General features: G+C 71.9%; 10 protein-coding genes. 9 read left to right on the top strand and 1 reads right to left on the bottom strand.

All coding sequences use genetic code 11. The features are described 5' to 3' along the window. The first annotated feature begins 32 nt into the window (after positions 1-32). The 8 genes from VET29_RS19740 (at position 33) to VET29_RS19705 (ending at position 8563) form a co-directional block, all read left to right on the top strand. A complete protein-coding gene (locus VET29_RS19740) occupies positions 33-404 on the top strand; it encodes a DUF3499 domain-containing protein (protein WP_324922477.1) in 372 nt (123 codons plus the stop codon). A gap of 117 nt (positions 405-521) precedes the next feature. Continuing rightward, on the top strand, positions 522-1874 hold the full coding sequence (locus tag VET29_RS19735; RefSeq protein ID WP_324922476.1) for a phosphomannomutase/phosphoglucomutase: 1353 nt from the start codon (positions 522-524) through the stop codon (positions 1872-1874). A gap of 33 nt (positions 1875-1907) precedes the next feature. Beyond that, positions 1908-2117 carry a Trm112 family protein gene (locus VET29_RS19730; RefSeq protein WP_324922474.1) on the top strand — a complete coding sequence of 70 codons (210 nt, stop codon included), beginning with the start codon at positions 1908-1910 and terminating at the stop codon, positions 2115-2117. A gap of 61 nt (positions 2118-2178) precedes the next feature. Further along, positions 2179-3279 (top strand): hypothetical protein, encoded by a 1101-nt coding sequence (locus VET29_RS19725; protein WP_324922472.1) that lies wholly within the window; start codon positions 2179-2181, stop codon positions 3277-3279. A gap of 6 nt (positions 3280-3285) precedes the next feature. Next, positions 3286-4479: a mannose-6-phosphate isomerase, class I gene (gene manA, locus VET29_RS19720; protein WP_324922470.1), complete on the top strand. Its 1194-nt coding sequence runs from the start codon at positions 3286-3288 to the stop codon at positions 4477-4479. 135 nt (positions 4480-4614) lie between these two features. Next, positions 4615-5535 (top strand): cation diffusion facilitator family transporter, encoded by a 921-nt coding sequence (locus VET29_RS19715; protein ID WP_324922468.1) that lies wholly within the window; start codon positions 4615-4617, stop codon positions 5533-5535. 300 nt (positions 5536-5835) lie between these two features. Continuing rightward, positions 5836-7332 (top strand): amino acid permease, encoded by a 1497-nt coding sequence (locus tag VET29_RS19710; RefSeq protein WP_324922466.1) that lies wholly within the window; start codon positions 5836-5838, stop codon positions 7330-7332. Further along, positions 7316-8563: a glutamate mutase L gene (locus VET29_RS19705; protein ID WP_324922464.1), complete on the top strand. Its 1248-nt coding sequence runs from the start codon at positions 7316-7318 to the stop codon at positions 8561-8563. Before VET29_RS19710 ends, VET29_RS19705 begins: the two co-directional genes overlap by 17 nt. 37 nt (positions 8564-8600) lie before the next feature. On the opposite strand, the gene VET29_RS19700 is transcribed toward VET29_RS19705, so the two are convergent. Continuing rightward, positions 8601-10916, bottom strand: a complete 2316-nt coding sequence (locus VET29_RS19700) for a hypothetical protein (protein ID WP_324922462.1) — start codon at positions 10914-10916, stop codon at positions 8601-8603. 65 nt (positions 10917-10981) lie between these two features. Here VET29_RS19700 and ahcY point away from each other — a divergent pair, with 65 nt between their 5' ends. After that, complete coding sequence (gene ahcY, locus VET29_RS19695) at positions 10982-12472, top strand: adenosylhomocysteinase (RefSeq protein ID WP_324922460.1); 1491 nt, start codon at positions 10982-10984, stop codon at positions 12470-12472. Positions 12473-12484 lie beyond the last annotated feature (12 nt).

Genomic DNA, 12484 nt, shown 5'->3' with positions numbered 1-12484 from the left:
ATTTTCCCCACGACGCGCTATCGTCCACGTTCGTGCGGAGCGTGCGGAAGTGTTCGCGGACCGGCTGCGGAAGCCCGGCCGTCGCGACCCTGACCTACGCCTACGCCGAGTCGACCGCCGTCGTCGGGCCGCTGGCCACCTACTCCGAACCGCACAGCTACGACCTGTGCGAGGAGCATGCGCTGCGCCTGACGGTCCCCCGGGGCTGGGAGGTCGTCCGGCACGACGGCGAGTTCGCCGCCCCCGAGCCCACGGTCGACGACCTGACCGCGCTGGCCGAGGCGGTCCGTGAGGCCGGCCGGCCGGATCGCCCGATCGAGCCGCCGCCGGAGCCCGCCCCCGGCACGTCCACGACGGGCCGCCGCGGTCACCTGCGTGTCCTGCCGAACCCCGTGGCGGAGTAGGGCCGTCACCAGTGCGGGGTAACTCCGGGTAGGCGCACCGGTAGCTCCTACCCCGGCTTGACGGCGCCGCCGGTAGGCTCGCGGAGGCAAATCCGCTGACCACTCGGGGAGCACCTGGTGCGTGACCTGTCCGGCGTCTTCAAGGCCTACGACATCCGCGGCGTCGTCGGCGACCAGCTCGACGCGGACCTCGTCCGCGACATCGGCGCGGCCTTCGCCCGTCAGGTGACCGAGAACGCGATCGTGATCGGCCACGACATGCGGGCCTCGTCGCCCGGCCTCGCCGCCGCCTTCGCCGAGGGCGCCAACCGCGAGGGCGTCGACGTCATCATGATCGGCCTGGCCAGCACGGACATGCTGTACTTCGCCTCCGGCCACCTCAACCTGCCGGGCGCCATGTTCACCGCCAGCCACAACCCGGCCAAGTACAACGGCATCAAGCTCTGCCGCGCCGGCGCCGCCCCGGTCGGCCAGGACACCGGCCTGACCGACATCCAGCGGGAGGTCGAGGCCGGCACCCCGCCGTCGGAGGGCAGGACCCCGGGCAGGCTCGAGACCCGCGACATGCTCACCGAGTACGTCGCCTACCTGCACAAGCTGGTCGACCTCTCGAAGTCCCGGCCGCTCAAGGTCGTCGTGGACGCCGGCAACGGCATGGGCGGCCACACCGTCCCGGCCATGTTCGAGGGCCTGCCGATCGACATCGTCCCGATGTACTTCGAGCTGGACGGCAGTTTCCCCAACCACGAGGCCAACCCGCTCGACCCGAAGAACATCGTCGACCTGCAGGCCAAGGTCCGCGAGGTCGGCGCGGACGCCGGCGTGGCGTTCGACGGCGACGCCGACCGCTGCTTCGTGGTCGACGAGCGCGGCGAGCCGGTCCCGCCGAGCACCGTCGCCGCGCTGGTCGCGGTCCGCGAGCTGAAGAAGGACCCCGGCGGCACGGTCATCCACAACCTGATCACGTCCAAGGGCGTGCCGGAGATCGTCGCCGAGCACGGCGGCAAGCCGGTCCGCACCCGCGTCGGCCACTCGTTCATCAAGGCCGAGATGGCGAGGACGAACGCGATCTTCGGCGGGGAGCACTCCGCCCACTACTACTTCCGCGACTTCTGGCGAGCCGACACCGGCATGCTGGCCGCGCTGCACGTCCTCGCCGCGCTCGGCGAGGACGTCCGGCCACTGTCCAAGCTGACCAGCGCGTACACCCGCTACGCCGCGTCCGGCGAGATCAACTCGACCGTCGACGACCAGGCCGGCCGGATGGCGGCGGTCAAGGAGGCGTTCGCCGCCCGCGAAGGGGTGAGCACGGACGAGCTGGACGGCCTCACGGTCGAGCTGCCGTCCGGGGGCTGGTTCAACATCCGCCCGTCCAACACCGAACCCCTGCTACGACTGAACATCGAGGCGCCGGACGCCGCCGCCGTCGCCGCCATCCGCGACGAGGTGCTGGCGATCGTCCGCGCCTGACCGAGCGGAGCTATACCGACCCTGGGAGGGGACATGGCCGTCCAGCTCGACCCGAGGCTCCTCGAGATCCTCGCCTGCCCGTCCGACGACCACGCGCCGCTGCACCCCGGCACGCCGACCGACCCCGACGCGGACGTGCTGACGTGTACGTCATGCGGCCGGCAGTTCCGCGTCGAGGACGGTATTCCGGTACTGCTGTTGGACGAGGCGACAGAGCCGCGGAAGGAGAGTGCGGAGGAGTGAGCGGAGCGAACCACCGGCCCCCGTCCGCTCGGAGCCCGCGAGGAGAGGGCGAGGCGCGGCCGTGAGCGCGGCGGTCGACGACACCCTGCTCGACGACCTCGGCCGGCTGACCGACGTGGACGTCGACGGCCTGCTGCCCGCGTCCGCCCGCGCCGGCGCGCAGGTGCGGGCCACGTTGGAGGTGGCCCGCGAGGCCGGCATCCAGCGGCTCGCCGGCCAGGTGCCCCGCGCGCTCGTGCTGCTCACCCGCCCCGGCCTCGGTCCCGGCGCGGCCAAGCTCCTGATGGCGCTGCTCGGCCGTGCCTGCCCGATCCCGGTCGTGGTGACCGACACCGCGCCGCCCTGGCTCGGCGCACTGGACGTGCTGGTCGCGCACACCGACGACCCGGGCGACATCGAGCTGGCCGAGTCCGTCGACCGCGCGGGCCGCTACGGCACGGGCGTCGTGCTGACCGCGCCGGAGGACGGCCCGGTCGCCGCCGCGGCCGCGGGAAAGTCCGTGCTGATCACGCCGCGGGTCCCGGTGCCACCCGGGTTCGGCTTCCCCCGCGCGCTCGCCGCCGGGCTGATCACCGCCACCACCCTCGGACTGCTGCGCACCGACCTCGACATGGTCGCCGACGAGCTGGACCGCGAGGCCGAGCGTGGCCACATGCAGCACGAGTCGTTCGTGAACCCCGCCAAGGCGCTGGCGTTGCGGCTCGCCGAGCGGACCCCGCTGCTGTGGGGCCTGGACGACGTGGCGACCGGTGTCGGCCTGCACGCCGCGCAGATGCTCGCCACCCACGCCGGCATCGTGAGCGACGTGGCCCCCTACCAGCAGGCCGCGAGCCGCACCGCGCTGCACCGCGCGGCCACGCAGGCCGCCGCCGGCACGGACATCTTCGCCGACCCGGACGACCTGGAGCCGTCCGCGGCCTCGCCGCTGCGGACGTTCCTGCTGGCGGTCAGCGCCCTGCCGGCCGACCCGATGCGCCGCCTCGCCGCCGACATGCTGCCCGACGCGGACCTGATCACGCCGGCCGAGGAGATCACCGCGGACACGACCGCCTGCGCGGCCGTGCTCGCGCTGCGGTTCGAACTGGCCGCCCTGTACCTGGGGCTGGCGGCCGGGACGACCGGCGGGACCACCCGGTACACGCCGGCCCGGCCCAGGGAGTGAACCCTCTTGGAGCTGCTTGACAACCCGGTCCGGCACTACGCGTGGGGCTCCCGGACGGCCATCGCCGGGCTGCTCGGCAAGCCGGTGCCCGCACCGCACCCGGAGGCGGAGCTGTGGCTGGGCGCGCATCCCGGCGACCCGTCGCGGGTCGCCGGTGAGTCGCTGGTCGACGTCCTGGCCGCCGATCCCGACGGTCAGCTCGGCGTGCCGGTCGTCTCCCGCTGGCAGGGGCGGTTGCCGTTCCTGCTCAAGGTGCTGGCCGCGGAGGAGCCGCTGAGCCTGCAGGCCCACCCGTCGGCGTCGCAGGCGGCGGAGGGGTACGCGCGCGAGGAGGCCCGCGGGATCCCCCGGGACGCGTCGAACCGGAACTACCCGGACCCGACGCCCAAGCCGGAGCTGCTGTGCGCGTTGACGGAGTTCCACGCGCTGGCCGGGTTCCGCGAGCCGCACAAGACGGTCGAGCTGCTGCAGGCGGTCGCCACGCCCGGGCTGGCGCCGTACGTCCACCTGCTCGGCGCCGAGCCCAACCACGCGGGCCTGCGGGCGCTGTTCACCACGTGGATCACGCTGCCGCAGCCGAAGATCGACGCGCTCGTGCCTGAGCTGCTCGACGAGTGCGTGGTGCACGTCAAGGAGCACGGGCCGTTCGAGCTGGAGTGCCGGACGATCCTGGAGCTGGGCGAGAGTTACCCCGGCGACGCGGGCGTGCTGGCGGCGACGCTGCTCAACCGGCTGGTGCTGGCGCCGGGCGAGGCGATCTTCCTGCCCGCCGGCAACCTGCACGCCTACCTGAGGGGCGAGGGTGTCGAGGTGCTGGCCAACTCGGACAACGTGCTGCGCTGCGGGTTCACGCCCAAGCACGTGGACGTGCCGGAGTTGTTGCGGGTACTGGACTTCAGCTACGGCGACATGGCCGTCACCACCGGTACGCCCGAGGGTGCCCGGTACGTGTACCGGACGGCGGCGCCGGAGTTCGAGCTGTCCCGTCTGGAGTGGATGGACGGGTCGCGCGGGCCGGTGACGCTGCCCGGCGGCGCCCCACGCATCCTGATGGCGATCGACGGCGCGCTGTCCGTCGGGGACCGGACGCTGACCCGGGGCCAGTCGGTGTGGATCCCGGCGAGCGACCCGGACGTGGTCGTGGCGCCGGCGGGTGCGGCGGCCCGGGCCTTCGCGGCCACCCCCGGCCGGCTGCCCTGAGGAGGCATGACCGCCGCCGTGACGGGCATTCCTGCGTCGTTCGGCCTGGCGAAGGCACGCGGCAGTGGCTGGCCAGACTGATCTAGGCTGCACACCGCGACAAAAGCGACACGGGTTTGAAGGGGAGTGGGCTCTGTGAGCGCAGGCGGCGGGACGAGGGCGATTCTCGCGGCGTTGGCGGCGAACGCGGGGATCGCGGTGGCGAAGTTCGTCGGGTTCGCGATCACCGGCGCGTCGTCGATGCTCGCCGAGGCCGTGCACTCGGTGGCGGACACGTCCAACCAGGCCCTGCTGCTGCTCGGCCAGCGGACCTCGCGCCGCAAGGCCACCGAGGAGCACCCGTTCGGCTACGGCCGCGACCGGTACTTCTACTCGTTCATCGTGGCGCTGATGCTGTTCTCGCTGGGGTCCGCGTTCGCGATCTACGAGGGCATCCACAAGCTGCAGCACCCCGAGCCCCTGACCTCCCCGCTCGTCGCCGTCCTCATCCTGGTGGTCGCGATCGGGCTGGAGGGCTACAGCTTCTTCACCGCGATGGTCGAGTCCCGCAAGATCAAGGGGAACGTCACCTGGTGGGGCTTCATCCGCCAGTCCAGGACCCCCGAGCTGCCGGTCGTGCTGCTGGAGGACACGGGAGCGTTGCTCGGCCTGGTGTTCGCCCTCTTCGGCGTCGGCCTGTCGGTCGTCACGGACGACCCGATGTGGGATGCCGTCGGCACGCTCATGATCGGCGCGCTGCTGGGCGTGATCGCGATCATCCTCATCATCGAGATGAAGAGCCTCCTCATCGGCGAGGGCGCCACCCCGACCGAGCTGGACACGATCAGGAAGGTACTGGTCGAGGGCCGCGTACAACGCCTGATCCACATCCGCACCCAGTACATCGGCCCCGACGAGCTCCTGGTGGCGGCCAAGATCGCCATGGCACCGGGCCTCTCCCTGTCGGACGTGGCCACCGAGATCGACGCCGCCGAGGCCCGCCTCCGCGAGGCAATCCCCACCGCCCGCCTGATCTACCTAGAACCCGACCTGGACCGCACCCCAGCCAAGACCTAACCCCTCGCGAGTCCCGCGCCCACCCACCCCGAGTCGCGTGTTCATGCAGATCGCGAGTCCCGCGTTCGCGCACACCGAGTCGCGTGTCCACGCACACCGAGTTGCGGTTTCGTGCACACGTCCCGGTCATGATCTGCACGAACCCACAGTTCGGTATGTCCGAACGCGGGACTCGGTGTGTTTGGGCGCGGGACTCGCGGGGTTTGGGCGCGGGAGTCGTGGGGGGTTTGTTCGGCAGCACCTTGGGTGCTTGTTGGGGTTATCGTCATCGGGCGGGATGATCGGGGAACGGAGGGCGTCGTGTCGGGAAGTGCGTTGTGGCGTACCAAGTCAGTCGAGCAGTCGATCAAGGACACCGACGAGCCGGGTTCGCGGTTGCGGAAGAACCTGAGTGCGTGGGACCTGACGGTCTTCGGTGTCGCGGTCGTCATCGGGGCCGGGATCTTCACGCTCACCGCGCGGACCGCCGGGGACCTCGCCGGGCCGTCGGTGTCGCTGTCGTTCGTGTTCGCGGCGATCGCGTGTGGGCTGGCCGCGCTGTGCTACGCCGAGTTCGCGTCCACGGTGCCGGTCGCCGGGAGCGCGTACACCTTCTCCTACGCGACGTTCGGCGAGTTCGTCGCCTGGATCATCGGGTGGGACCTGGTGCTCGAGTTCGCCGTCGGCTCGGCCGCGGTGTCGACCGGGTGGTCCGAGTACCTGCAGACCGTGCTGGCCTACATCTTCGGTGACGGCGTCAAGACCACGTTCGCCCTCGGGGGCCTGACCGTCAACTGGGGCGCGCTGTTGCTGGTCACCGTGCTGACCGTGCTGCTGGCGGTCGGCACGAAGCTGTCGTCGCGGGTCAGCATGGTGATCACGGGCATCAAGGTCGTGATCGTGCTGTTCGTGATCTTCTTCGGTCTCTCGTTCATCAAGGCGGCGAACTACAGCCCGTTCATCCCGCCGGGTGAGACCGGCGCCGGCGCGGCGTCCACGGGCGTGGACCAGACCGTGTTCTCCTGGCTGGCCGGCGGCGCCAGCTCCGCGTTCGGCGTCTTCGGCCTGCTTGCCGGCGCCTCGCTGGTGTTCTTCGCGTTCATCGGCTTCGACGTCGTCGCGACGACCGCGGAGGAGACCCGCGACCCGAAGCGCGCCGTGCCGCGCGGCATCATCGGCTCGCTGGTGATCGTCACCATCCTGTACGTGGCGGTCTCGTTCGTGCTGACGGGCATGGTGAGCTACAAGAAGCTCGCCTCGAGCGACAGCGGCGAGCACAAGACGCTCGCCACGGCGTTCGAGCTGAACAATGTGGACTGGGCGGCGAACGTGATCTCGATCGGCGCGCTGGCCGGCCTGACGACCGTCGTGATGGTGCTGATGCTGGGCCAGATCCGCGTGCTGTTCGCCATGTCCCGCGACGGCCTGCTGCCGCGCGGCCTGTCCCGCACGGGCGAGCAGGGCACCCCGGTCCGCGCGACGATCCTGGTCGGCGGCCTGGTCGCGGCCGCGGCGACGTTCTTCCCGGCCGGCAAGCTGGAGGAGATGGTGAACGTGGGCACGCTGTTCGCGTTCATCCTGGTGTCGGCCGGCGTGATGATGCTGCGGCGCTCCCGGCCGGACCTGGAGCGCTCGTTCCGCGTGCCGGCGCTGCCGCTGATCGGCACCCTGGCCATCGTCGCGTGTGTGTGGCTGATGCTGAACCTGACCATCCTGACGTGGGTGCGGTTCTTCGTGTGGATGCTGATCGGCATCGTCGTGTACTTCAGCTACGGCCGGCGGAACTCGGTGCTGGGCAAGCATGTTCCTGTGTCTTGACGTCGGCTCCACCTGGACGAAGGGCGCGGTGGTCGCGCCGGACGGCACGCTCGCCGGTGTCGCACAGCACCGGACCACCCCGCCAGAGGTGATGGACGGCATCGCGGCCGTGACCGCCGCGCTGCCCACCGCCACCGGGACGCTGGCCTGCTCGTCCGCGGGCGGTGGCCTCCGGCTGGCCGTGGTGGGCCAGGAAAGGCTCGTGAGCGCGGAGGCCGGTCACCGCGTGGCGCTGTCCGCCGGCGCGAAGGTCGTACACGTCTCGGCCGGCCCACTGTCCAATGTGTACGCCGTGCGCGCGGCGCGGCCGGACGTCGTCCTGCTGGTCGGCGGCACGGACGGCGGCGACGAGAAGGTGTTGCTGCACAACGCGTCCTGCCTCGCGCGGGCCAGGATCGCGGTACCGGTCGTGCTGGCCGGCAACAGGGCGGCCCGGGACGAGGCACTCGGCCTGCTGGCCGGCCGGACGGTCGTGGCCACGGACAACGTGCTGCCGGACGTCGGCGAGCTGGCGCCGGAACCGGCCCGCGCCGCGATCCGGAAGGTGTTCCTGGCGCACGTGATCGGCGGCAAGGGCCTGTCCCGCGGCCGCCGTTTCCGTGACCTGGTCAGCGCGGTGACGCCGGACGCCGTCCTGTCCGGCGTGGCGACCCTTGCCGCACAGGAGGAAGGCGCGGTCCTGGTGGTGGACGTGGGCGGCGCGACCACAGACGTGTACTCGGCAGTGTCCACGGTGGACGACTCGCCGGCGCGCACGGTGGCCCTCCCGCCGGACCGCAGAACGGTCGAGGGCGACATCGGCATGCGCGTGAGCGCCCCGGGCGTGGTGGCGGAGGCGATCACCGAACGTCTCCTGCCGCCCGACTCGGACCTGACGGCGAAAGCCGCCCACCGCAACGAGAACGTCGAGTTCCTCCCGGCGACCGACGAGGAACGGGAGGCGGACCTGCGCATAGCCCGGCTCGCGGCGACCCTGGCGATCCGCCGCCACCTACGCATGGTCGGCCAGCTCGGCCCGAAGGGCGCGACCGTGCTGGTTCTGTCCGGCGGCGTCTTCCGCCACGCGGACTCGTTGGCGGGCCTGGAGAAGTCCCTCCGTGCGGACCTGGGTCCGGTGCTGCGCAACGCCCGCGTGACCGTCGACCGCGAAGGCCGCCTCGGCCCCGCGGGCCTGCTGGCCCAGTCCGGCCACCTGTCGACGGCGACCGCGCTGCTCCGGCCGGCCTTCTGAGCCCCTTGTCCAGTGGTGGCGCGGCAACACCGGCGGCTCAGTGCGGCAGCTGGAACAGCGTCGGCGGCTCGGCCGGATCGAGGCCTGCCGCCATCGCCACCGCGCGGTCCCACTCCGGGTCCGCCGTGTAGTTCCCGTGCCGCTGCAGGCCGGGCGTCCACCGCCGGCCCGCGAACGGCCCGTGTGGCGGATCCGGCAGCCAGTGGTCCAGCCCCAGCACCAACGCCCCCGACGGCCCCCGCGACGCCGACGCCAGCGGCCCCGCCGTCCCGTCCGCCCGCAACCCCATGCCCAGCAGCGCACCCTCGAACACCTGCCGCCGCCACGTCGTCACCGCGCCGCCGAGCGGGTCCGTCCCACGGCACAACGACCGCCACCGCGTCCCCAGCTCGCCCGCCAGCGTCCCCATCGCCGAGAACGGCAGCACAGCCGGGAAGGCCCGCGTGTACGCCCACTGCAACTGCGACCCCACCGTCACGATCCCGATCCGCCTGCGCTCCGGCTCGTTCAGCGAGTTCAGCAGCCGTGCCGCCGCGACGGCCACCAGCAGGCTCCCGTGGCTCTCACCCACCAGAACCACACGCGTCCCAGGGTCCCGCAGGTGCGTCACCGTCCGTGCCGCCAGCTCGGGCGCCACCTTCACCGCGTAGCACGGCGGCACGATCGGATGCGCCTCCCGCGGCCAGAAGCACGCCAGGTCCGCCAGCACCCCCAGCTGCCGCGCCGACGACGGCGCCCGCGCCGCGTTGTACACCGCCCGCAGCAACGCGCCCGCCAGGAAACCGAGCGCGAACACCCCCACACCGGACAGCGGCCGCAGCACCTCCGGCGTCCCGGCGAACCGGAAGTACAGTGCCACCGCCGCACCCGCCGACAGCACCCCGGCACCCGCCTGCACGACGTGGTGCACGTGCCGCCGCTGCCACGAGGCCAGCCGCCACTCCCGCACGGGCGAGCCGATCAGCACCGCCTCCGCCGACGACGTCCGCCGCAGCCGGAACCACGCGACCGGCACCGCGAGGACCGCGACCACCAGCCCGAGCACGGCCCCCGCGCCCCACAGCATCGTCACCGGCCCGTACCCCGGCGGCAGCCAGTCGACGCCGAGCAGCTGCCGCACCACGAACCCGAGCCCGGCGCCGAAGCCGCCGCCGAGCAGCGCCCCCACCGCGACGACCGGCGCGGCCATCCAGCCGCCCGCCCACGGCCGCAGCTCCCGCGGCCGTCCGCGCCACTCCCGCCGCGCGATCAGCGCCGCCGGCACCAGCAACAGGGCGAACAGCACGACCACCACGATCAGCACGGCCGCCACCGCCTCGACCGTGGTCTCCGTGCCGGTCAGCCGCAGCGGGTCCTGGCTCGCCGCCGAGGCCGCGACCAGCACCCCGCCGACCGCGAACAGCACCCGCCGCGACCACGGCCCGAGCGCCGCCCGCAGCCACGCCCCGGCCCGCACCGGCGCCGCGCCGCGCGGGTCGTCCAGCATCAGCACCCCGAACAGCGCCACGACCAGCAGGATCAACGCCAGCGTCCACAGTGCCGCCGGCACCGGCGTCGCCGGGATCGCGAACGGGCCGCCCAGCGGCAGCAACGCCACGGTCGCGAGCGCCGCCACCAGGTGCAGTGCCCGCAGCGTCGGCGTGTCCGGGTCGGCGACCAGGTTCGTGCCGGGCAGCTGCACGCGCCGGTTCGGCGGCGTCGGCGGCGGGTTCGTCTCGCCGTCCACCTCCCACGCGACGCACGAGATCCGGTGCAGCACGTAGATCGTCAGCAGCACCGGAACGAGCCCGATCGCCGGCCGGACCAGGTACGTCGAGCGCAGCCAGTCCGGCACCACGCTCGCGAGGCACGGCGACCCGGGCGCCAGGCACCGCGCCGCGAGCAGGTCCAGGCTGACGACCGCCGCCTGAGTGACGAGCAACACGGTGAGCAACACCGCCGCGAGCCGTAGCAGGGTGCGGGCCGCGAGCCCGAGCAGCTCCGCCGGCCGGTGCCCGCTGGGGATCGGCGGTAGCATCCAGTGCGCCACGTTGACCAGCGAGAACGGGAACAGCAGTGCCCAGGCCGCCTTCACCGCGCCGCCGGAGGTCATGCCGCTCCACGAGTAGCCCTCGACGGTCCTCGGGATGGACTGACCCTCCGCGCGCAGCATCGGCCCGGGTGCCGGCCGCAGCAGCCGGTCGGCCGGCTGGACGATCCGGCCGAGGCCGTCGCCCGCCACGTCGACCGTGGCGACGGCCGAGACCAGCGTCTCCGGCCGGGTGCCCATGACACCGTGCACGCGTAGCTCGACCACTCGGGTGTCGGGCCCCGGCGGGTACAACAGGCCTTCCTCCTCGGGCTCGATGGGCACTCAAGTCGGGTGACTGGGGGCAACGGTAGTGTTCTGGAGGCAATGGAGTTTGGAGGACGTACGGGATGACCGCAGTAAACACCCAGGGCGACACGCTCACCCGGTATTTCCGGCAGGCGGGTGACCTGGACTTCGCGGTGGCGGATCTGTCGCTGGCCGAGTTCGGGCGCAAGGAGATTCGTCTCGCCGAGCACGAGATGCCGGGCCTGATGGCCTTCCGCCGCGAGTACGCGGAGGTCTACCCCCTGCGCGGGGCGCGGGTCTCCGGCTCGCTGCACATGACGGTGCAGACCGCCGTGCTCATCGAGACGCTCGTGTCGCTGGGCGCCGAGGTGCGGTGGGCGTCCTGCAACATCTTCTCGACCCAGGACCACGCCGCGGCGGCGGTGGTCGTCGGTCCGCACGGCACGCCGGAGGAGCCCAAGGGCGTCCCGGTGTTCGCGTGGAAGGGCGAGACGCTCGAGGAGTACTGGTGGTGCACCGAGAAGATGCTCACCTGGCCGGGCGGTGCCCTGCCGAACATGCTCCTCGACGACGGTGGCGACGCGACCCTGCTCGTGCACAAGGGCACGCAGTACGAGGCCGCGGGCGTCGTGCCGCAGCCCGAGGACGACGACGCGGACGAGTGGAAGATCATCCTCGAGACGCTGCGCAGCTCGCTCGAGGCCGACAAGCAGAAGTGGACCCGTACCGGCCAGGAGATCATGGGCGTGACGGAGGAGACCACCACCGGTGTCCTGCGCCTGTACCAGCTGGCGGCGGCCGGTGAGCTGCTGTTCCCGGCGATCAACGTCAACGACTCGGTGACCAAGTCGAAGTTCGACAACCGCTACGGCATCCGCCACTCGCTGGTGGACGGCATCAACCGCGGCACCGACGTCCTGATCGGCGGCAAGGTCGCGGTGGTCTGCGGCTACGGCGACGTCGGCAAGGGCTCCGCGGAGTCGCTGCGTGGCCAGGGCGCCCGGGTGATCGTCACCGAGATCGACCCGATCTGCGGCCTGCAGGCGGCGATGGACGGGTACGACGTGCAGCGCCTGGAGAACGTGCTCGACAAGGCCGACATCGTCATCACGACGACCGGCAACAAGAACGTCGTCATGGCCGAGCACATGGCCAAGATGAAGCACCAGGCGATCCTGGGCAACGTGGGCCACTTCGACAACGAGCTCGACATGGCCGGCCTGGCGCGCTACCCGGGCGTGCGGCGGATCAACATCAAGCCGCAGGTCGACGAGTGGGTGTTCCCGGACGGGCACTCGATCATCGTGCTGTCCGAGGGCCGCCTGATGAACCTGGGCAACGCGACCGGCCACCCGTCGTTCGTGATGTCGAACTCCTTCTCCAACCAGGTGATCGCGCAGATCGAGCTGTTCACCAAGAAAGAGGAGTACGACAAGGAGGTCTACCGCCTCCCGAAGAAGCTCGACGAGAAGGTCGCCCGCATCCACCTGCAGGCACTGGGCGGCGAGCTCACGAAGCTGACCAAGGAACAGGCCGAGTACATCGACGTGGACGTCGAGGGCCCGTACAAGGCCGACCACTACCGCTACTGACCGCGAGTCCCG

Source organism: Actinophytocola sp. (assembly GCF_035634895.1).
Classification (GTDB): Bacteria; Actinomycetota; Actinomycetes; order Mycobacteriales; family Pseudonocardiaceae; genus Actinophytocola.
This window is presented reverse-complemented; position numbering and strand designations above follow the sequence as displayed.

What these genes read in the sequence shown, in the direction of transcription:
- VET29_RS19730 (WP_324922474.1), top strand. Translation starts at nt 1,908, where the DNA reads ATGGCCGTCCAGCTCGACCCGAGGCTCCTCGAGATCCTCGCCTGCCCG.
- VET29_RS19705 (WP_324922464.1), top strand. Translation starts at nt 7,316, where the DNA reads ATGTTCCTGTGTCTTGACGTCGGCTCCACCTGGACGAAGGGCGCGGTG.
- ahcY (WP_324922460.1), top strand. Translation starts at nt 10,982, where the DNA reads ATGACCGCAGTAAACACCCAGGGCGACACGCTCACCCGGTATTTCCGG.